Source organism: Aureispira sp. CCB-QB1 (assembly GCF_000724545.1).
GTDB lineage: Bacteria > Bacteroidota > Bacteroidia > Chitinophagales > Saprospiraceae > Aureispira.
On record NZ_JHBV01000041.1, the window covers coordinates 204789 to 227405 of the forward strand.

The 22617-nt window shown below is 36.4% G+C and carries 14 protein-coding genes; 7 read left to right on the forward strand and 7 right to left on the reverse strand.

All coding sequences use genetic code 11. The features are described from left to right. Positions 1–4: 4 nt before the first annotated feature. Together CG11_RS21330 and CG11_RS21335 are read right to left on the reverse strand one after the other, a co-directional pair. Positions 5–1264: a hypothetical protein gene (locus tag CG11_RS21330; RefSeq protein ID WP_052598876.1), complete on the reverse strand. Its 1260-nt coding sequence runs from the start codon at positions 1262–1264 to the stop codon at positions 5–7. A 424-nt stretch (positions 1265–1688) separates the two neighbouring features. Beyond that, positions 1689–2633 (reverse strand): FKBP-type peptidyl-prolyl cis-trans isomerase, encoded by a 945-nt coding sequence (locus tag CG11_RS21335; RefSeq protein WP_052598877.1) that lies wholly within the window; start codon positions 2631–2633, stop codon positions 1689–1691. A 274-nt stretch (positions 2634–2907) separates the two neighbouring features. Between CG11_RS21335 and CG11_RS21340 the strand changes: the two genes are divergently transcribed. Together CG11_RS21340 and CG11_RS21345 are read left to right on the forward strand one after the other, a co-directional pair. Beyond that, entirely contained in the window at positions 2908–3309 is a 402-nt protein-coding gene (locus tag CG11_RS21340; RefSeq protein ID WP_052598878.1) for a hypothetical protein, read from the forward strand. 72 nt (positions 3310–3381) lie between these two features. Then, positions 3382–4173, forward strand: coding sequence for a DUF4625 domain-containing protein (locus CG11_RS21345; RefSeq protein WP_052598879.1), 792 nt, complete (start codon positions 3382–3384; stop codon positions 4171–4173). Positions 4174–4915: 742 nt separating this feature from the next. Here the strand turns inward: CG11_RS21345 and CG11_RS21355 are convergent. Next, a complete protein-coding gene (locus CG11_RS21355; protein WP_231512826.1) occupies positions 4916–7876 on the reverse strand; it encodes a pitrilysin family protein in 2961 nt (986 codons plus the stop codon). 390 nt (positions 7877–8266) lie between these two features. Here CG11_RS21355 and CG11_RS21360 point away from each other — a divergent pair, with 390 nt between their 5' ends. After that, positions 8267–10282, forward strand: coding sequence for a M1 family metallopeptidase (locus CG11_RS21360; protein WP_052598881.1), 2016 nt, complete (start codon positions 8267–8269; stop codon positions 10280–10282). Positions 10283–10314: 32 nt separating this feature from the next. Continuing rightward, complete coding sequence (locus CG11_RS21365; protein WP_052598882.1) at positions 10315–11202, forward strand: hypothetical protein; 888 nt, start codon at positions 10315–10317, stop codon at positions 11200–11202. A gap of 15 nt (positions 11203–11217) precedes the next feature. Here the strand turns inward: CG11_RS21365 and murF are convergent, their stop codons facing one another. The 3 genes from murF to topA form a co-directional block, all read right to left on the reverse strand. Continuing rightward, on the reverse strand, positions 11218–12525 hold the full coding sequence (gene murF, locus CG11_RS21370; protein ID WP_052598883.1) for a UDP-N-acetylmuramoyl-tripeptide--D-alanyl-D-alanine ligase: 1308 nt from the start codon (positions 12523–12525) through the stop codon (positions 11218–11220). A gap of 200 nt (positions 12526–12725) precedes the next feature. Further along, a complete protein-coding gene (locus CG11_RS21375) occupies positions 12726–13475 on the reverse strand; it encodes a class I SAM-dependent methyltransferase (protein WP_052599049.1) in 750 nt (249 codons plus the stop codon). A 158-nt stretch (positions 13476–13633) separates the two neighbouring features. Further along, positions 13634–16270, reverse strand: coding sequence for a type I DNA topoisomerase (gene topA, locus CG11_RS21380; RefSeq protein WP_052598884.1), 2637 nt, complete (start codon positions 16268–16270; stop codon positions 13634–13636). Between the two features lie 786 nt (positions 16271–17056). On the opposite strand from topA, the gene CG11_RS21385 reads away from it, so the two are divergent. From CG11_RS21385 to CG11_RS21395, 3 genes are all read left to right on the forward strand, one after another. Then, positions 17057–17590, forward strand: a complete 534-nt coding sequence (locus CG11_RS21385; RefSeq protein WP_052598885.1) for a DUF4442 domain-containing protein — start codon at positions 17057–17059, stop codon at positions 17588–17590. Between the two features lie 99 nt (positions 17591–17689). Next, positions 17690–18655, forward strand: a complete 966-nt coding sequence (locus CG11_RS21390; RefSeq protein ID WP_052598886.1) for a DUF1152 domain-containing protein — start codon at positions 17690–17692, stop codon at positions 18653–18655. Between the two features lie 23 nt (positions 18656–18678). Further along, a complete protein-coding gene (locus CG11_RS21395; RefSeq protein ID WP_052598887.1) occupies positions 18679–19215 on the forward strand; it encodes a hypothetical protein in 537 nt (178 codons plus the stop codon). A gap of 61 nt (positions 19216–19276) precedes the next feature. Here the strand turns inward: CG11_RS21395 and CG11_RS21400 are convergent, their stop codons facing one another. After that, a complete protein-coding gene (locus CG11_RS21400) occupies positions 19277–22402 on the reverse strand; it encodes a glycoside hydrolase family 2 TIM barrel-domain containing protein (RefSeq protein WP_063833167.1) in 3126 nt (1041 codons plus the stop codon). Between the last annotated feature and the right edge of the window lie 215 nt (positions 22403–22617).

The following is a 22617-nucleotide window of genomic DNA, read 5'->3' on the forward strand; positions in this document are numbered from 1 at the left end:
TGGTTTATTGTTTAGATTTTAAACGTTCGATTTCTTTTTGCATTTCCTCAATCAACTCTTGTTGTTTGATTGTGTAGAGCGTTAGTTCCTCAATTTTTTGGAGTAAGGTGGCATCCATTTCAGCCATATTAATCCCATTTTTCACAACATCCGAAGCACTTGGCACGTCTGGCAAATGTTTATTCTCTTCAATAAACTCCTTAACTTCTTTTAAAGGTTTTAACTCATAATCTATGTCAAACACAAAATCTGCCCAATCAGCTGTGCTTCTTAATGCCACTTTTACTTGTTCGCACAAGATTCCATCATCTACAAATAATTTATATCCAGGAACAAATTCAGACGGATTGACACCAATCCCTACTTGTCCTCCATCACTAATAAACATCTGATAGTTCTTTAGACCAGCATTTGAACCAAAGGGTTTCCAAAAATTTAACCCTCCTAAAGATCCCGTCTCGTTGGTTGAAAGATACTCAATCCCATATTGACCATATACCGAAGAAGAATGCTTGTCAAAAAGTACAGAGGCTTGATCTCCATCAAACAAAGCAAATCCATCTGCGACATGAAGTTTCACATATTGATCCAATACATCTGTTGCGATTCCTACTCCTCCCTTATTACCATTAAAATGAAAAATAGTATTAGCTGTTGGGCTTCCTGGATTTACAAAACTTGGATCAGCACAGTTGATAAAAAGATTGCCACTAGTATTCGAAGAATAAATGTGATTCTCTGGTGTTGCCCCTCCTCCTAGGTTCGTTTCATCAATGTAAATAGAGTTGTTTCCTACTTTAATAAAATCCGTCGCATACAAGGAAGTAAAGATATTAGAGTGAACTGCTGCCGTTGTCTGTACCGTTCCATCTGGAAATACAAAACCACCTCTAAGAGACTCTATTTTGCCTTCTACACTCAATGGATTGTTTGGACTATTGGTTCCTATGCCTACAAAGCCTTTCTCATTCAATCGCATCCACTCCGTGCCATTTGTAAAAAATCGAAGGTTACCTTTTTCTTTCAGATTGAGTGAGATGTCATTATCCAGCAACTCTATAAAGAATCCCCCATTAGAAGCACTCGTGTTCCTCAACATTATTTGCACGGCTTGATTGCTTCGTTCGTTGATTTCTAAGTGACTGCTAGGAGTAGTTGTTCCTATACCAGCATGTCCATTTGAAGGAAATACATTTTGGGAATAGCCTGAAAAAGACATGGCGCTAAAGATTGCCAAAGGGGCAATGATTTGTTTAAAATGCATAATTTGGTTTTAATTTGGTTTGATAATATATTATAAATAGTTATAATCTAAAACCGTTTTTAGCTTATGAAAATAACTACTTATCAATTTCCGAATTATTTTTTTTTATATATCACCATTTTTATCCATTTCTTACAACTGCTCCCCACTAAATTATTACCAAAACGTATATTGATCTAGCCTATAGATGCTCATTCACAGCAGATTAGTTCCTATTCAGAAGTTTACAGTTTATAGCGATTAAATTTTAGAAAAAAAACCTCAATTACTTTATTATTATCAAATAAATGGAAGGGTTCTCTAAAGACATCAAAAAAAGGAAACCTTAGCAAGCTAAGATTTCCTTTTCGTTCTTTGGTTAGTATCAAAAATGAGTCTATATTTTAGAGCTATTTTTATCTAACCATTTACCTATAAAATCAAATTATTCAGGATTTACCTCAATCAACTCTACATCAAAAATCAAAGCAGAACCCGCTGGAATTTTTGGAGATGGTGCTTGCATTCCGTAAGCTAAGTTTTGAGGAATGTAAAAACGATATTTTGCGCCCTCAGACATCAAAGGAATACCTTCTTGCCACCCTGGAATTACTTGTCCAACGCCAAATGTAGCAGGCTCTCCACGCTCTACAGAACTATCAAATACAGTCCCATCAATCAACGTACCGTGGTAGTGTGTTTTTACTCTATCAGCAGCTGTTGGTTTAGCTCCTGTTCCCTCTTGGATAACCTCGTATTGCAACCCAGATTCTGTTGTAATAACACCTTCTTTTTCTTTGTTAGCAGCCAAGAAAGCTTCTCCAGCCTCAATAGCTACAGCTGCTTTAGCTTCCGCTTCCGCTTTCATGATATTTTGATACTCTGTAAATTTAGGCTCTAAAAATGCTTTCAAAACACTATCCATTTCTGTTTGAGTCATTTCCAATGAATCTTTTGTCAATCCATCAACATAACCATCTTTTACTCCTTGGAAATCGAAAGCAGACGCTGGAATATCTACTTTTTGTGACATATCTCCCAAACCAGATGTAAGACCAAAATTGTAAGCAATCTTACCGCCTGCTTCTGGTGTTTCAGATGGTTTTTGAGATTGCATGCGTGCTTGCATTTCTTCTTTTGCTTTTGCAACAGTAGCCGAATCTCCCTTTAGAGCTTCTTTCATCCCCTCTACAAATTGATCTACATTTTTTTCGTCTTCAGTGAACATAGTTGCTTGCTTCAATGATTTTCCCATTTGAGCACCATAAGCATATCCTAAGCTATATTCTGGAGTGTTCTTATTACTTTCTTCTTTTCCTTCGTTTGTACAAGAAACCATTGTCAAAGACAATAGGAATACAGACAAAGCCAACAAATTTAAAATTTTCATAAAATGAATAAATTTTTATTTAAGTCAATACAATGATTAATATCCCCCAAATAATTGGGCACCTAGAATGTTTAGGCGTGCGAATTTAGCATTTTATATTTTAAAAACTCAAAGAATGGTTCTCTGATTTTTGTTCAAATATGGAGATAAAATAAATTCAGGGAATTTTTATGCAACAAAAAACGCAACAGTGTTGCATTAATAAAAATAATCTTCTACCTTTGTTGCAACAGTGTTGCTTTAAGCTTTAAACTAAATAAAAAAATTATTAATCATGCACAAGTTATTTAAACTATCTATTTTAATTATTATCCTTTTCAACTTTATCAGTTGTACACAAAAAGAGGAAGAAGTACACAACCACATTACCATTGATGTGCTTTCTCCTACCAATAATGGTACTGTCAGCACTCCTAATACGACAGCTATAAAAATCAATTTGACTGCTGATGTTGAATTGCATGATGTAGAGGTTACGTTAAAAGATTCTAATAACAACTCTATCGCTCCTTTTAATCCACTAGATGTTCATTCGCACACCAAATCCACTACAATCGATGAAGTAGTAGATCTTTCAAGTTACGCTGCTGGTGAAAAATTCACCTTGACTATTGAAGCTTGTGAAGACCACGATTGTTCGGAAAAAGAAACCGAAAGTATCTCATTTAGTATTTAAAACATTTGACAACAGCACTCCATATATGGCGTGCTGTTGTTGGCTTTCAGCTATTTAAAATTACAATTGACTATGAAATTCATTTACTTACTGGTAGGAGCTTGTGTTATTTTTTCGGCTTGCACAGAACCCAATATTGATATCGCCAATCCTGTTATCAACATCCAAAATATCAGTCCAAATCCAGTAAGTGGATTGGTTTGTGGCTCTATGGAAAGTAATGTTATTTATGTCAAAAGTGCTGAAACCATTACATTCGACTTTGTTTTTGAGGATGATGAAGCACTCTCTCAGTACAAAATTGATATTCATAATAATTTCGATTGCCATGGCCACAGAGGACCTATCACAGTAGACTGGAATTTGCAAGAAGTAATCAATTTAAGTGGTCAAACAAGTTCCATTACAAAAAGTATTACTGTCCCTAATGATGTAACAGCGGGAAGTTACCATTGCTCTATTTTGCTTTTGGACGAAGCAGGAAATCAAGCCCCAACTATTTTTTACACATTAAAAATTCAAAATAGCACCGATACCATCCCTCCTACGCTCCATTTAACTCAACCCACTAGTTCTAGTATAAACATCAACAAAGGCAATACCTTGAATGTGCAAGGTTCCTTGATGGATAATAATAATTTGGAAAACGGTCGACTCGAATTGATTTATTTTACGCCTTCTGGCAATAAAGGAACCGCTCAGTCTCTTCGTTTAGACAATACCGTTAGCAATACCTATAACTACAATTTAAATTATACGATTCCAAGTTCATTTGTTAGTGGCACCTATGATTTTGAACTGAGAGCTTACGATGCTGTAGGCAATATTGCTAATATTGCTACTTTTCAAGCTATTGTTCTCTAATATTTAACTACGCCAATTGTCCTATTAAAATTCATAAAAATAACATACCATACAATCCCAATTCATAGCTATTCAACCCTTACCCTGTCAAGTAATATACTTCCAGGTGAGTATTATTTGGTTATAGGTGGCAAGTCATCATAATTGGCTATTTAATGACTTCCACCTTTTTTTATTCCTGTCTTCTTTCTAACATTACTCCGTTGAAACCACGCAGTAGCAGCGCAGCAAACTAAAAGCAAAGCGCTCACGCAGCAAATCGTATTAATTTACCACACGAGGGCTTTTTTCGTTGATTATCAGCAAGATGCTTTTTTATATTTTTACTTCCTGAGCCTACGGGTTCGTAGAAAAACTAAAAAACTAAGCTTGCCGAGTAGGCTTGTGCCAGTAGCACAAAAGCCCAAGCTCATGACCAGAGGGAACTAGCCTTGCGCTCTCATGAGCGTAGCGAATAATAAACAACAGAGTATTATTGTAAAAATACTTCATAATAGTAGTTCGTTGATTTTTTACTTTTTTACCAAAAAGACAAAAAAGCACATTTATATTAGTTTGATAATCAAAGCTTTAACACAAAACACGGCAAACTTGCAACTTATTGATTATCAAACTAATAAAGTTTTTCAACGAACTATTGTCATAAAAAAGCCTCTTCTTAATAAATTCCCTTAGGAACTCTTAAAAAGAGGCTTTTAATCATTGGCTTAGAAATTCAAAATTTCACGATGAACTTCTTCTCTTATGGCTTTTTAGTAGCTTCGCTATCTCCAAAAATTTCATCAATAGTAAATTCTTCCACTGTTCCCAAAGATTCCAAGAACTTCATATCTACTTTTTCTTTATCTCCCAAGACCAAGTATGTATATTTACGTCCCTTGATTTTTTCTTCTTGAAACTTTTTGATAGCAGCAATTACAGCTTCTTTATCTTTTGCCAATGCACTAACTTTATCATAAACATCTTTACGAATATCGTGGTCAACGCCTTTCTTTTTATTGTTTCTATACGTCCAATAAATACCGCTTTTCGTAATGCGCTCTGACTCAATTTTCTTAGTTAATGCTTCTGCAGCACCTTGCATCAAACCTTCAGAAACAGGCATTTCCTCAACAATTTCTTTCATAGCAGGAATTGCTTGATCCATTTTATCGACTTGAGTTCCTACAAATGCTCTAAAGTAATGTGGTTCATCCTTTTTATACGGAGTAGTATTACTAGCATATGCAGAATACGCTAACGCTCTAGATTCTCTGATTTCTTGAAATACAATTGAGGAAAGTCCACTACCAAAATATTGATTGTATAAACGGCTGTCTACATACTCATTCAAATCAAAGTGATCTGTTCCTTTTGACAACATCATAATCTCTGCTTGTGTCATATCAGGAAAGCTTACAAAAATCACTTTATCCTCATTCGTATCCAATTCTTTATATTCTTTCTTAGCAGGAATTGGTTTTAGTTTTGCAGGAACTTCGTGATGTGTGTCTAAGATTTTAGAAACCTCGGCAGGTGTCTTGGTACCATAGTAGAAAACATCGTGCTCATAAGAAGTCAAGTTATGAATTTTATCAATCAATTCACTAGCAGCAATATCATCTAAAGCCTTTTCCGATAAGCGATCCATCAAAGGAGAATTTTTACCGTATTTAGCATAATTCAACATACCATTGTACAAAATAGCTCCTTTCTCTTTCTTTTGATCTGCACGGCTTTTCTTGATAGAAGCAATCATATTCTTTAATGCCTCTTCGTTTCCTTTTGCATTCGCCAAAATGTGCTCAAACAATTCTACCCCTTCTTCCAAAGAACTTTCCAAACCTGTTAGCGTAACATAAGCAACATCATTGGCAGCAAATACATCAAAACTAACTCCTAGTTTATAAAATTCTTCTTGCACTTCAGCAGGAGTATATTTATCAGTTCCTAAAAATGGCAAATACTTAATAGCTATTGGCAATAGTTCATCATGCTCTGATCCCATATTCACAATATAATTCAAAGAGAATGTTTTATTGTATGGGTTAGTAATATGATCTAGCTGAATGCCATTTGACAATTTAGTGGTAACAATTTGCTTGTCAAAATCTAAAAACACTGGTTGCAAAGCAGGGGTCTTTATCTTATCCCATTCTTTTTTGAATTCAGAGATAGCCTCTCTATTGACTTCTACAGGCGTAATTTTAGGTTTTTCTACTGTATAAATATCTTTTGGCTTGCCCTCTCGCTTATAAATAACAGCGTATTGACTATCCTTCAACTTTTCATTAGCAAATGCCACCAAATCTTCTTTGGTTAACTTGCGCATTTTATCATAATGATTCACAATATCCTTCCAGTCTTGATCGTACAAAAACGCATTTAGCATTTTGTCCGCACGCCCATAGTTGGACTCCATTTTTTTGATTTCGCTATATTCCTTATCATTGATAACAGCATCAATCAACCAATCTGGAAACGCTCCTTTTTTCACCATTGCCAATTGACCTAACAACAATTTTTGCACTTCTTCTAAGCTCTGTCCAGTCTTAGGCTGCCCAGCCATACAGTAGAAACTATAATCGTATGCACCACTAAAGTAAGAGTATGTTCTAGCTCCAGTACGCTGTGTTTTGACTAAGTTTAAATCAATTAGACCAGCACTCCCATTAGCAACAATCATATCCATCAATTCACAAACCAAAGCCTCACGACTACCAATACCGTCCAATCTCCAAGCCATTGTCACTGTAGGGCTCTCTTTACTAAACACGTCTCTTTCTACTGGCACCTTAAACTCTGGTTGGGCAGGATTCGTCCACTTCGGTACTTCTTTGCTTTTATAATCTCCAAAATGTTTTTCAACCATTGGGATAACATCATCTGGATTAAAATCCCCTGCCAAAATAATGGCCATATTATTCGGCACATAATAAGTATCAAAATATTCATGAATCTTTTCCATCGAAGGGCGCTTCAAATGCTCTCCTTTTCCAATGGTTGTTTGTTGACCATAAGGATGGTTAGGATATAGGCTTTCCATCAAAGCTTTGTTGACTTTACGAAAAGCATTGTTTTGGCTAATATTAAACTCTTCGTATACCGCCTCTAATTCTGTATGAAACAATCTCAACACCAACTCACTAAAACGCTCGCCTTCTAGTTCCAACCATTTCCCTAGGGCATTAGAAGGAATATCATTAACATATACGGTCTGATCCAACCAAGTGTAAGCATTGGTTCCTTTTGCCCCTAAAGAAGAAACCATTTTGTCGTATTCATTGGTAGCAACATACTTCGCTGCTTCATAAGACAAGGCATCAATTTTTTCTAAATTAGCCTTGCGCTCTGCTTCATCAGCAGTTCTATTTTTTTCGTACAAATCAGAAATTTGCTTCAACAACACCTTCTCTTTTTCCCAGTCCAAAGAAGCTATTTTACTCGTCCCTTTGAACATCATATGCTCCAAATAGTGTGCTAATCCAGTCGCATCAGAAGGATCATTTCTAGAACCTGTTTTGACAGCTACAAAAGTTTGGATTCTAGGAGCATCTTTATAAACGCTCATGTACACTTTCAAGCCATTTTTAAGGGTATAAATTTTTGTTTTTAAAGGATCTCCCTCTACAGTCTCATATTGGTATTTCCCACTCTGTGCCTGAGTAGCACAAATAAAGGACACCAATAAAATTGCAGAAAAAAACATAGTTGCTAATTTCATTATTTTGCGCTTTTGTGGTGAAAAGGTTTTACTTAACTACGAAGTATTAAGTAATCGTTCAGAAAAAATCATATAAAAATAAGTCTATTTTTTAGCTATATTTTTTTCTGCCCACTTACTTAAGATATTATAATGCAATTTTAGCGAAAAGTATTCAAGCAAAACGCTTGCTTCTTATTCTTCTCTATTTTTTTGCATCACAAAACTTCTTATTGTTTCTAGCAAAACTAAGTTTTTTTTATGAGAATACACTTGATTTACAACCACAATATCGACCAGTGGCTATATACTATCCACAATCAACAAATAGTCTGTCGAAAACATTGGTTCTTTATTCTATTTTAAACTTGTTATTAGTATGTTTGTTGTTATGATCAAAAGGACTATACTATGAATTTTTATAAACCACTCCTCGTACTTTTACTATGTTTAGGACTTGGAGCTTCCACTCAAGACTCCAAATTAGCAACCCCACTTTCTCTTAGAACAGCCAACTACGAAATTGACTTAACTTTAGATGTCGAAAAAAAGCAAGTGCATGCTAGCCAATACCTAACCTTCAAGAATCCATCGTCAGACACCATTTGGACGATGCCTTTCCATATGTACTACAATGCGTTTAAAAATAATAAAAGCACCTTTGCCTTAGAAGCAAATAGTATCTTGGGCACCAAGAGTCAGGAAGACATCGAAAACGGCATTTGGAGTTGGATAAAAGTTGATGAAGTAATTGACCAACAAGGAAATATTTTATCAGACAGCCTTCATTTTGTTGCTGTAGACGATCAAAATGAACAGGATCATACTGTTTTAATCTTACGTTTAAAAGAACCTATTCTCCCACATCAAACCTACGGTATCCAGATGAAATGGACTTCTCAAATTCCTAAGACATCCATCCGAACGGGTTATAATAGAGATTACTTCTTCATGGCGCAATGGTACCCCAAATTAGGAGTTTACGAGCCTGCTGGCAGCCGTTTTGCCAAAACAGGACAATGGAACTGCCATCAGTACCACGCCAACACCGAGTACTTTGGTGAATTTGGAGTCTACAAGGTAAATCTGACCGTTCCTGACAACTTTGTGGTCGGTGCCAGTGGTTTTTTAGTAGAAGAAAAACCTACTCCCAATAAACTAAGTCTCCAACGCCCTCTAAAAACATATACTTATTTGGCAGAAGATGTCATTGATTTTACTTGGACTGCTAGTCCACACTTTACAATTATAGAAGAAACATGGAAAGGGGTAAAAATCAAGTTGCTAATTATGCCAGAACACATTTGCAACAAAGAACGTTTTTTAACGGCAGCCAAATACACCCTTGATTTTTTTGAAGCCTACCTCGAAAAATATCCTTACCCAACCCTTACCATTGTTAGCCCTCCTTATTATGGATTATTTTCAGGCGCTATGGAATACCCTACGCTATTTACTGCGCCAACTTTATGTATTTTGCCGCCCAACATTCGAACTACCGAAACCTTGACCATGCACGAGTTAACGCATCAGTATTTCATGCAAATGCTTTCTACCAACGAACAGGAAGAGGCATGGATGGACGAAGGTTTTACAGCGTTTTTTGAAGCAAAAATGATGGATAAATATTACCCCAAAGGTGTTTTTTATTGGGATTATATGAACATCAATGTAGGATCGGAAGAATACCGTAGGGGGCGCTTTTTTAATGCGGACAATATTAAAATTGGTCCAATGAGTCAATTTGGATGGCTGTTTAAACATGGCGGACATCGAGAAATTGTATATGGCAAGGCAGCGGTTTGGCTAAAAACCCTAGAAGGAATGGTTGGCGAGGCATGTATGCAAGATATTATCAAAACTTACTTTAAACGTTGGAAATTCAAACATCCCTGCCGATTCGATTTTATAGATATTGTGAATGAAATTGTTCCGCAACATCACGGAGATCTTTTTGGAACCGATATGAATTGGTTTTTAGATCAGGTAATTTATGGAACAGAAGTATGTGATTATAGTGTCCATTCTATTACAAACAAAGAAGTCGTTGAGCCATTGGGGTACTTTGATAATACAACTCAAGCCCTCGTTCCTACCAACAAGACCTCTAAAACTTATGAAGCAAAAGTAGTCTTGTATCGCTTGGGGGAATTGTGGTTACCTCAAGATGTTAAAATTACATTTGACAATGGTGATGTGGTACTTGAACGATGGGATGGAAAAGCAAGGAGCCACGACTTTACTTATATTGGCAATCGAAAAATTGTTGCCGTGGAAATTGACCCAGCTTTAAAAATTCCATTAGACAAAAACCTTATCAATAATAGTTATGTTGTAGAACCACAATCAGCTGGAATTACTCGTTATTTTACGTCTTTTTTAACTTGGATGCAAGGGGCTATGGTTACAGCAAGTGCTCTCATTTAAATATAGATTGTACGTTATATTACTTTAATACTATGAATTTACTCCAAGCATTGCAACAAGGAATCAAGCGAACTTGGCAATACAAGCCAATGATTTTTTTCTTGTATTTACTAACTTTTCTACTGGCTGCATTTGTTGCATACCCGCTCAAAAGTTTACTTGAGTCTACTGTTGGGCATTCAATGATGATTACTGACCTAGTAAAAGGCTTTGATTATACATTCTTAAATGACTTTAAAAACGCACATGGCGATGGTTTTCTACCTATCATTGATCAATCTATTGTCATCTTAATACTCTACCTACTCCTATTTATATTTGTTACAGGTGGTATTTTCGCAACATTTATTCAGCAACCACAGACCTATAATCGAAGTATTTTTTGGGGACAAAGCGCCGAGTTTTTCTGGCGATGTTTACGACTGACCTTTTATTTTTTGCTAATACATAGCTTTGTTTTTGCACTTTTTGCCTTTGTATTTTATACTTCGTCTAATGGCTTATCTCCCTTTACTTTAGAAAATGAAGGAACCATAGCGTTTAATTTCAAAATTATTGCTCCCATTTATATCTTAGTCGCCGCTTTCTTTTTTATGTGGCAAGATTATGCTAAAATATTTTTGGTAGATCAAGATAAAACATGGATTTTTCAATCCCTCTGGCCAGCATTGAAATTCATAATTAAACATCTAAAACAAACCTATGGTCTCTATCTACTGAATTTGGGAATATGGTTTGTAATGGTCTTTATTAATTATTGGATTTCGACTCAGATTGAGTTCAATTCTGAAAATGCCATTTGGCTTTCTTTTGCAATCTCTCAGATTTTTGTCCTCTTCCGATTGAGTTTGAAATTAATTAATATAGGAAGTGCTGTTGCCTTGCATCAATCTACTCAAGAGAATTTATCTCATTCCTAGCACCTTGCTAAAGATTTATACAAACAAGTTTTCTAAACGATTTCCTCTTGAGCCTTTGACAAAAAAGTACCTTTGTTGATAATTTTGAGCAGCAATAAATGCCTTTGCAGTTACCCTAGTCTCAAAATGTTGAATGTTACCTAACTTTGGAAGGTGAATATTGGCAAATGACTCACCAACCAACAAGACCTTTTCAAATTGAGCATAGTCAATGCGATTCACAAGTTGCTGGTGTTCGTCCTTGCTATACGCTCCCAGTTCTAGCATTTCGCCTAAAATTAGTATTTTAGCCTCTTGCAGATTACTTTGATGGATTTCATCTAGAAATACTTCCATGCTACTAGGATTAGCATTATAACAATCCAACAAGACTTTGTTTTCGTTCCAACTAATCTGCTGAGAACGCAGTGCCGCAGGTTGATAACTTTCCAAACCTTCTTTTATTGCCACCCCTTCTATATTGAAATAATGCCCTACAGCCGCTGCGCCAAGTAAGGCATCCAACCAAAATCGACCAAATAAGTTCGTTTGCACGTCCCATTGAGTTTGATTTATCGACAACACCAATTTCAAAAATGGCGTATCAGTAATGGTTCCATCCACCGTACACCCATTTCCATAAAAAACTCGTTGAGCGACTTCCTTAGATATATCTACTAATAAAGCATCATTTTTACAAACAAAAGCCGTCTTATTCGTTGCTGCTAAAACATCGTATAGCTCTTTATTAGCATTGATAATATTTTCAATAGAACCATATTCTCCCAAATGATCTTTCCCACAATTAGTAACCAAACCATAATCTGGTGCCATCAATTTTGCCAAAAACAATGTTTCTTTCAAATGATTGGCACCTATTTCCAAAATTGCCATCTCATAAGTTGCATCAATAGAAAGCAAACTCAACGGCACTCCCAAATGATTGTTCAAATTCCCTTGTGTAGAAAAAGTTTTGTACTGCTGTCCCAAAACACGATGCAACAATTCTTTGATTGTTGTTTTACCATTAGAACCAGCAATGGCTAAAATAGGGCATTTTAACTGCTGTCGATGATACCGCGCCAAGTCCTGTAATGTCACTTCACCATCCTCTACCAAAATATACCGTTGGTCCAATTCATGTTTTTCTTTTAGTTCAGGATCATTAATAATGGCATAAGCTGCTTTTCCGCTATTAATTGCCAATTCTGCAAATTGATTTCCTCGATGTACACCACGAGTATCTTTTTGTCCCACAGCTACAAAAATGCCATTAGACAACTCTTTGCGTGTATCAATAAACACAAAAGGATGGTTCAAATAATGTTGGTATAATGCTTCCATAAAGGTTGTTTGATCTTGGATTTATTGCGAATCAATTCAATTGCTCAAAGCTAAAAAAAATGCACGGATAGCCCTAAAAATAATAGGTAATAATAGCGTCCTTCCCGTCAAGCTATAAAAGAGGGTAGTTCAACGTTAACAAAGATAAACATTGGGATTGACCCTTTATCACATCGATTCATTAAAATCATACACCAATTTTAAGTAAGGCGCCCTATTTTCAAAAAAATAGGAAAAGAAACTTCTTTTATTTCTTCTTTTCCCCAATAAGCTTCTATTTGTTTAATTACCGTGTCAACAGGATTGGTTGCATGTTCCCTTAAATATTTTTGTAAGCTTGACCAAGTGTTCAAATACCCCTCTAATTCATCTAGCTTCCACTGAAGGTCTATTGAATAAGAACGATTGATTTCGAGCGATTCAAATGGAAACGGAATGGAAGTGTAGTGATTGTCAATATGCTTGCGTTCGACATCCCAATAAGGTCCAATAATTTGTGTATAATAATCATCTATCAGAACATCAATTTCTTCACTGATTCGCAACAAACCATATCCCCAAATAGCAAGAATGGCATTTTTCTTAGCAACTCGCTGAACTTCTTTATAAAAAGCATCAAAATCAAACCAATGCATTGCTTGTGCAACCGTAATCAAATCAAATTGATTGGCATCAAAAGACGTTTTTTCAGCAGCTTGTACGCTATAATGAATATTATCTTTAGGAATAGCGTATTTAATTTGTTCTGTGCTAATGTCTGTTGCTCGAACTGTTTTAAAAGCAGTAGATAAGGCTGCGGCTACCTGACCATTCCCTGTTCCACAATCCCACAAACAAACATTATTTTCGGGCAATTCTGCCAACATTTGCAACAAAGCTTTAGGGTACTGGGGTCTAAATTTTCGGTATAAATGCGCCTGCTTCGAAAAATTTTCTTTTGTTCGTTTCATCTCCCTTTTAATGCTATGTAGTTCAATAAGATCGGTCAATAGAAATCTAATATAACTAAAAAAAAATGATCCAAGTAACTCATCCGCTCCTTGAATCATTTTGTATCTTATAAACTATATTAATAGCAACATGGCTAAACTATTACTATACCGTATCTCTATTTTTTTGTTGTCGTTTTCTTCTTGGTTCCCGTTGTTTTTTTCTTCGTTGTTTTTTTCTTTGCCGCAGGTTTCTTTTTGGCAGCCTTCTTCTTTTTCAACACCCCTCCTTGTTCTTCTACCAATTGAATAACATACTCCAAAGTAACTTCTTTCGCTTCTTCAGGAGTCATTTTCTCTCCCTTCTTATTCAACAACTTATAACTCTTACGATCTTTATCAATTTTGATAAAAGGTCCCCAACGACCATTTTGAACAGACAAACCTTCTTCGTCCCATTTGTGAATATAACGATTGGCTTCTTTCTCAATTTTAGCCTTTACTAGAACAATCGCTTCTTCTTCTGTAATCGTTTCTAACTGAAAGCCTGAGCCTTTGGTAATCGAACAATACAACCCCTCCCATTTCACAAAAGGACCAAATCGACCTTCTCCCTTTGTTATTGGTTTATCTTGATAATACCCAATTGGAGCATCTGCCTTTTGTTTTTCTTTAATCAATTCGATTGCTCGTTCCATCCCAACTTGATGTACATCTTCTGTTCTAGGGATAGAAATAAAAGCACCATCATATTTCACAAAAGGTCCATAACGCCCCTCTCCTATAACAACTTCTTTGCCTTCATATTCTCCCAAGTTTTTAGGAAACTGGAACAATTCCATCGCTTCTTCAAAGGTGATCGTTTCTATAGATTGCGTTTCTTTTAAATTGGCATATTGAGGTTTTTCTTCGCCCAATTCTTCTGTCAAACCAATTTGAGCAATAGGACCAAATCGACCAATTCTCACCAATACCGACAAGCCAGTTTTGGGATCTTTGCCCAAAATCCGTTCCCCTGTAACACGATCTGCATTTTCCAACGTATCTTCTACTTGATCGTGAAATGGTTTGTAAATATCATCCAACATCTTTACCCAATCCTCTTTTCCTTCTGCGACAATATCTAGTTGATCTTCGATTGCTGCTGTAAAGCTATACTTCATGATGTTCGCAAAATGTTCTGATAGGAAATCGGTTACTTGCATTCCCAAATCACTTGCAAACAATTTATTTTTTTCGTATCCCACATGTTCCGTCTGAGTAGCCGTAGCAATCGTTGTTTTTTTGCCGTCCAACGTCAACACTTTGTATTCTCTATCTTTTCCTAATCTAGTCTGTTTAACCACATAACCTCTATTAGGGTCCATAATTCGGCTAATCGTTGGCGCATAAGTAGACGGACGACCAATCCCCAATTCCTCTAGTTTCTTAACCAAACTAGCTTCTGTATAATGTGGTTTGGGGCGAGTAAAACGCTCTATGGCATCCATTTTTTCTAACATTAATGGTTGCCCTACGGTCATTGGTGGCAAAATTTTATCGTCCGTATTATCGTCATCTTCTTGCTCGTCTTCTTCTTTAGACTCTAAATAGACCTTCAAGAAACCATCAAATTTTAACACTTGCCCCGTAGCGACCAATTTTAGGTCATTTATCGTCGAAATATCAATATCTATTGTTGTCTTTTGCAACTGAGCTTTTGCCATCTGAGACGCAATGGTACGTTTCCAGATTAAATCGTACAAACGATTCTCATCACTGCCCATGTTTACGGCACTATTCTCAGCATAAGTCGGACGTATTGCCTCATGCGCTTCTTGAGCAGAAGCTTTGTTATTGGTATATTGTTTTGTATTTAGATAATTGTCACCGTATAATTTCTTAATTGTATCTGCCAAAGCCGCCAAGGCTGTTTCGCTCAACGTAGTAGAATCCGTACGCATATAGGTAATGTGTCCCGCTTCGTACAGGCGTTGTGCAACAGACATTGTTCTGGAAACAGAAAAACCTAATTTTCGACTAGCTTCTTGTTGTAAGGTAGATGTCGTAAATGGAGCAGCAGGTTTTCTATACGCAGGCTTAACAGCAATATTGCCTACTTTATAATTAGCAGGCGCACATTTTTCTAAGAATGCTTGTGCTTCTTTTTCAGAATCAAAATTCTTGTTTAGGTTCGCTTTGAAATGAACTGTTTTATTTTTTGAATCCTGAACTTCAAATTGTGCTACTACCTTAAAAAAGGGCTTGGGGGTAAAATTATTAATTTCTCGCTCTCGCTCTACTACCAATTTCACAGCAACAGACTGCACACGTCCTGCCGATAATTTCCCTCTAACCTTGCGCCACAACAACCCCGACAGCTCAAACCCGACCAAACGATCCAATACACGTCTTGCTTGTTGTGCATTGACTAAATTTATATCTACTCTACCAGGGTTTTGAATGGCATTTTGCAAAGCAGGTTTTGTAATTTCTCTAAACGAAATCCGCTTGGTAGAGTCCAAGTCCAATTTTAACACCTTTGCTAGATGCCAAGAAATAGCCTCTCCTTCGCGGTCTTCATCCGTTGCCAACCACACTTCATCCACTTTCTTGACCCAATCTTTGAGCTCTTTAACTACTTTTTGTTTGCCTGTAGAAATTGCATAATTAGGTTTGTATGAATTGTCAACCTCTATGGCTTTTTTATCTTTCGAGTCTTTGATTAAGTCACGGATATGCCCATAACTAGATTTAACTGTAAAATCTTTTCCTAAAATTTTTTCAATTGTCTTCGCTTTAGCGGGAGACTCCACTATCAATAAATGTTTTGCCATGTTGCAAAATCCGTTTTTCCCTAGTTATATAAATATAGTCGTTTGTTATCCTTGCAGTTTCGAGCGTTCTAAACGGCTATTGTATTAGCTTATAATAGTTCGTTGATTTTTTACTTTTCTACCCAAAAAGACAAAAAAACACACCTACAACAACTTGACGATCAAAGCTTTAACACGAAACGCAATAAATCTACAATTTATTGATCATCAAACTAATAAAGTTTACTTCGTGAGCGCTGCGCTTTTAGTTAGCTTCGCTGCTACTGCGTGGTTTCAACGAACTATTGAGCTTGAGTATTGCTACTTTTTCAAAATTTGGTGACAGTCTGCAAGTTAATAAGCCAAGTCCGCTCCTATTGCATGGTTTTAGTAGATTATCAAAAATAGTAATTTATTGATTGTCATTAATCCCTAAAATAGCTCAAACCATAATTCTCACCAAGATGTTTATTCGTTGGATTTAAGTAATCGTTCAAAAAAATTATATTTATTAAATCCTTTTTATGCGCATTCAAACGCCTCTTTTAACTTCGAAAGATCCTATTAGAATGCAAAAGTACAATTTTTTTTTAGACCTCAAAATATAGTTTGAACGCCACAGTATACAAAAAAGGTCGTAAAATAAACTATCAATACACTAAAATTGTTGCTTTCGGGGTTGTTTCTTTTTATAAAAAACACACTAAAATTTACATAAAATTCATCTTAGAGTATAATAATTATCGTATTCTGTCTTATTTTAAGGCTGTCAATTCGACATTATCATCATATCATAAAAAATCATCAATGGCAATCACCAATAATCTAACACTCCCTTTTGACAATAGTAACCCACACATCAAAAAATACCTCAAACAATTAAGTAATCCTGTTTTGCAACGCTTGTTTTTGCTTGCCAAACTTCCCGCTGCATTTTTTATGGGTGTTAAAGTCCAATCTGTAAGCCCTCAAGAAGCAAAGGTTACGGTTCCCTATTCTTGGCGTTCTCAAAATCCATTCAAGTCTACTTATTTTGCGGCACAAGCGGCAGCCGCTGAAATGTCTACTGGCGTCTTGGCTATGTTGGCACTTCAAGGACGAGGTAAAATATCAATGCTGATTACCAAAATGGAAGCTACGTATGGTAAAAAAGCTGTCAGCACTGCTACATTTACCTGTAAGGAAGGGGATAAAATCATAGCGGCTGTTCAAAAAGCCATTGAGACAGGAGAAGGGCAAGAGGTTAGCATACTAACTATTGGTACTCAAATAGATAAAAATGGACAGGAAGTAGAAGTATCTAGATTTACATTTACTTGGTCTTTTAAAGTAAAACAATAATGGAAACTGGTTAACAATGATTTTTTGCTCAGAAAAGCAACGTAGAACAGTACCTTACGCATTTTTCTCATCAAATTTATAAACTATAAAACAAAACCCATGAACCATTCATTAACTAAAATCCCCTTATTTCAAGCTTTAGAAAATAGCCAACATATTTTACTAGCAGGTGCTGGTGGGGGCTTTGATATTTACGCTGGCATTCCGCTTTATTTTGCGCTTAAACAATTAGGCAAAACCGTAACATTAGCCAATTTTTCTTTTACATGGCTGGATCACACAACAGCGAAAGAAGTCTGCTCCAAATGTTATCAAATAGAAGCTAAGGATATAGATCAATCAGGGCGAAATTATTTTCCTGAAAAATTTTTAAAACAATGGCTAGCCCAACAAAAGGAGTTTCCCGCATTGTATGCCTTTGATAGAATGGGAGTCCAACCTCTAAAAGAGGCGTACATCTACTTACAAAAGAAACATCAAATTGATAGCGTCCTTTTGGTAGATGGAGGCACGGATAGTGTACTCTTCGGAGACGAAGAACTCTTGGGTACCCCTCAAGAAGATATGTGCACAATTGCAGCCGTTCAAGAAAGTGGTATTCCAACTCAATTGCTCGCTAGTATTGGTTTTGGCATCGACCATTTTCATGGGGTATCTCACTTTCGCTTCTTAGAAAATGTTGCGGCACTCGCCAAAGAGGGTGGTTATTTGGGCTTATTTCAGCTCACACAAGAAATGCCAGAGGCACAGCATTACATGAAGGCCGTTCATTTTGCCAACCAACAAATGCCCCAAGCTCCTAGTATTGTCTCCAATTCTATCGTAAGTGCTCTACAAGGAGCCTATGGAAATATTCATGCTACGACCAGAACTATAGGAAGTGAACTTTGGATTAATCCTTTGATGACAATTTATTGGTGCTTTGAATTAAATGCTCTAGCTAGCAAAATAGAGTATCTAGAAGCCGTAAAAGATTCTGTTACGATGGGTGATTTTAATAAAAAGTTAGCTCAATATAGAAGTGGTTTAAAACAGACAAGACCTTACAAACAGCTTCCCATTTAATAAAACAATTACTCCTCTTCAAAATGAGAACTTTATTAACATTCATTGCCTGTTTCTATTTCTTTAAAGCTTCATTGGCTTGTAGCTGTGCAGAAATTCCCTCTATCGAGGATGCTTATTTTATGACGCAAGTTATTTTTTCAGGCACCGTCATTCAAATAGAAAACGTTTCTTTGTGGGAAACGGTCGCTTCTGACAAAAGAATGCAGGTTCGAAAAGAGTATCAGCAACGGCATCCCAATGCAGCCTTTTTTGATAATGCAATCATTCAAAAAGTAAGTATAAAGAGCACCAAGGTTTACAAAGGAGAAAATATAAACGATACCCTTATCATTTTTACTCCTCGTTCGGGGGCGGCTTGTGGTTTTACATGGTTTAAAGTTGGGGAAGATTTTACCATCTACGCCAGCATTTACAACAACTATCTTTACAACTATACTTCTTTTACGGATTTAAAAGCACTCCAACTCCCCAACAGTTATTGGACCAATCAGTGCACTAGAACATTTGTCTATAGGGAGCAAGAAGCGAAAACATTACTCCAACTGAGTCGAGATTAATTGATGGTATTCAATGAGCGATTACAACAAGAACTCAAAATCATACCGAACTAGACAACTTCTATTGGTTCCAATCATTAATCGTGTTGATTGGTTGCATGACAAATTTATACCTATAGATACGTTCTGTTAAACGGTATTTTTTATGTGGTTTCTGCCACCACGAGTCATCGCCCCCAAGACCTTGTTGTACGCAATCAATTTCCAAAGCGACTAAGTCACGTTCCTTAACGTCTATTGTATGCCGATTCTTTTCGTTTTGTCCACCTAATGCACGGACTTCAGATTGGAAATCTTCAGTTAAGTAATGCAATGCAGACATAGAAAAAGGCTGTTCTAAAGCTGTTACTTTTAAACCAACACCTTCTTTGTTGGTCAATGAAAGCCATTGTACATCTGTTTTGTTAGCGTTTTCTTGTGGGCGAATATAAGGCACATATTGTTCTGCAACGGTACTTTGGTAAAGGTCTACAAAAGCCGCTGATTTCCTATCTTGATAATTTTCAAAAGGTCCTCTCCCAAACCATTTTAATTGATCGTACTCTTTGGGCAATTGCATGGCTAAACCAAATTTGGGCAACGCACCAAATCGAATTAGTCCTCGTTTCAATTCACTGCTAACCATAATTTGACCACTGCTATACACATCGTACTGCACCACCAATTTCCCATTCGTACCCAATCGATAAACCACTTCAATTTGAGCTTGTTTAGCATTCGCAAAGATTAAGCGTGCTTTATTGGCTTTGGCTCGGTTGCTAGCACGTTTCCAATTACCTGCCCTTAATAATAAGAAATTGCCATAATCATTATCCGTCATACCTCGCCAAAAACTAGGCGCAAAACCCTTTTTGATCAATTCTTTTCCATTCGTTTTCCATGAAACAATATTGCCTAGCTGCAAATCAAAACGGACGCTAAATTCGTCCCCTTCTATCCTCAAATTATCTTTATTCGCCAATACTTCTATAGAACGATTAGGAATGGTATCAATAGAAATGTTAAAGGGTGGAGTATTCACTAAAAATTGTTCTCTAGCCATGATATGCCCTATTTGGGAGACTGCTGTTGACCTATTTCCAATCAACTGAATATTCAAAAAACAAGCTTCTTGTTTTGTTCTATTCAACGCCTCATATTCCAAATCAACTGTCAGGCTATCACCTGCCCTTACATCTATTGCTTTTATTATCCCTTCTTTGAGAATACGCCCTTCTGTTTTTAATTGCCAGTGCAAATCAAAGTTAGAAAGATTCACAAATGCATAATTATTATAAACTTTAACTCGTCCTTGATTTAAGTCTACTGCTTTGATTTGAGCATATTGATAGACCTTTTTGACCTCTTGTAAGGCTGGTTGCGGGCTTCGATCAGGGAAGACAATCCCATTCAAACAAAAGTTGCCTAGGCTGGGAATGTTTTTAGGACCAAAATCGCCACCATATGCCCAATACCGCTCTCCTGACGCACTAACTTTCTCTAGTCCTTGATCGACCCAATCCCAAATAAATCCGCCTTGTAAAGCATCGTATTGTTCAATTAAGTTCCACCAATCTTGAAAATTTCCTGTGCTATTCCCCATTGCATGCGCATACTCACACATAATTAAAGGTTTAAGAGACTCCGACTGAGCATATTTTTTTACCTTGTCAAATAGAGGATACATAGGCGCATAAATATCTGAATTTCGCCAATTTAAATGCGCTTGTTCGTATTGTACGGGGCGAGTAGTATCTCGTTTTTTTAACCAATCATAACTGTACAAAAAGTTGGTTCCATTCCCTGCTTCATTTCCCAGAGACCAAATAATAATGGATGGATGATTTTTATCTCGCTCAACCATTCTTCTTATCCGATCCCAATGCGCCAATTTCCACTTCGGGCGTTTTGCCAAAGAGGCAGGACCATAGCCCATTCCATGTGATTCGATATTGGCTTCATCCACCACATAAAATCCCATAGCATCACACAATTCATAAAATCGTTCGGGTTGAGGATAATGAGAGGTTCGAATAGCATTGATATTATTTGCTTTCATTAACTCCAAATCTTTCTGTAACAAAGCCTCTGTTACAACATGAGCAGTTTTAGGATCGTGTTCGTGTAAATTCACTCCTTTTAAATAAACGTACTTTCCATTCACCAATAATTGCCCATTTTTGATTTCCGAGGTACGAAAACCTGTTTTGCAACTAACCGTTTCTAATTGAACGCCATCTTTATCTAATAATGTCAATACAAGGGTGTATAAATTAGGTGTTTCGGCAGTCCAAGGTTTTATTGTAGGCAACAGGTCAGAAAAATAAACGATAGCCTCGTTTGGTAGTTGCACCCGTTTTATTTTTTTCAGAATAGTCTTATTGTTTTCTAACAATTCTAACTGCAAATTAAGCTCCGAATTACCTTGTAAAATAACCTGAGTCTTTAACTGCCCTTGTTCGTAGTTTTGAACCAAACTTGCTTGTACCTCGAAGTCTATTATTCTTTCTTTTGGAGCAGCATAAACATACACAGAACGCTCTATACCACTCACTCGCCAAAAATCTTGACATTGTAAATAACTCCCATCTGAATACCGATACACCTCTAGTGCAATTGTATTTGTTCCCTCTCTAACATAAGCCGTAATATCAAATTCTGCGGGGGTCTTACTCCCTTGTGAATAGCCTACTTTTTGTCCATTTATCCAAAGGTAAAAGGCAGAATTAACGGCTCCAAAATGTAAAATAACATCTCGTTTCAGCCAAGCAGCATCTAGTTCAAAAGTATGTCGATAAGCACCTATTTCGTTTTTACCTACTGGAATATGAGGTGGATTTTTTGCTTGAAACGCATACGCTTGATTAACATAAATAGGAACACCATAACCATTCACTTCCCAATTTCCTGGTACTGGAATAGTTCCCCAATTACTAATATCATAGGTAATTTTGTAAAAATCTTTTAAGCGTTTACGCTCATCTTTCACCCAATAAAAAGCCCATTGCCCATCCAAACATTGATAATATTTAGACCCTGACTTGTCTCCTTGTAATGCTAATTTTCTTCGTTCAAACGAGAAGAAATCAGCGTGGGGTTCTAATTTATTGATTGCAATGACTTCTGGGTTTTCCCAATCATTTTTTTGAGCAACAGAATTATTAAAATACAACAATAAAACGCAAACGATGCAGAACAGTAACTTCATATAAAATGCTTTTCTTTTACCCCTTACTCTGTTAAAACCACGTAGTAGTAGCATAGTTAAACTAAGCGATAGCGATCTCACAAAGTAAGCTTTATAAACCAAGAAGTGTGTAAGAATAGTTGCCTATAAAAAGAGCAGAACGACAATAATGTTGTTCTGCTCCTACCTAAATTAGTTACACTGAAGTTCAAACTCTAATTAAACATGAACTTTTT